The sequence below is a fragment of the Salinimicrobium oceani genome, assembly GCF_012037645.1.
On the sequence record NZ_JAAVJR010001165.1, the window covers coordinates 1 to 350 of the forward strand.

1 protein-coding gene is annotated in these 350 nt (G+C 46.6%); it reads right to left on the minus strand.

Going from position 1 to position 350, the window contains the following annotated elements:
* The coding region (locus HC175_RS21295) for an alpha-amylase family glycosyl hydrolase (protein WP_262887263.1) at nucleotides 1-350 on the minus strand (350 nt) is incomplete at both ends.

Consider the following 350-nt stretch of genomic DNA (forward strand, 5'->3'; position numbering starts at 1 on the left):
TACTCATCCCAGGCCTCAACAGTAACTTTTCCTTGTGCAAGCTGATTCTTTAGATGATGTCCTTCCCAGTTATAACCCATGTCAAAGGCGTTATGGAAAAGGTCTTTATCTTCGGACTCTGCCAACATGAACAATGGCTTGGTCTCTTTCAATTTTGGCACTGCCTGCTCCCAGAATTCGGTTGGAACTTCTCCGGCCACATCTGCTCTAAAGCCGTCGATGTCGTGCTCATCTACCCAATATTTCATATCGGCAGTCATAGCATCCCACAATTCCTTGTTCTCATAATTAAGATCGGCCACATCTGTCCATCCCCATGACTCCCCGGTCGAGGGATTCAATGGATCAAC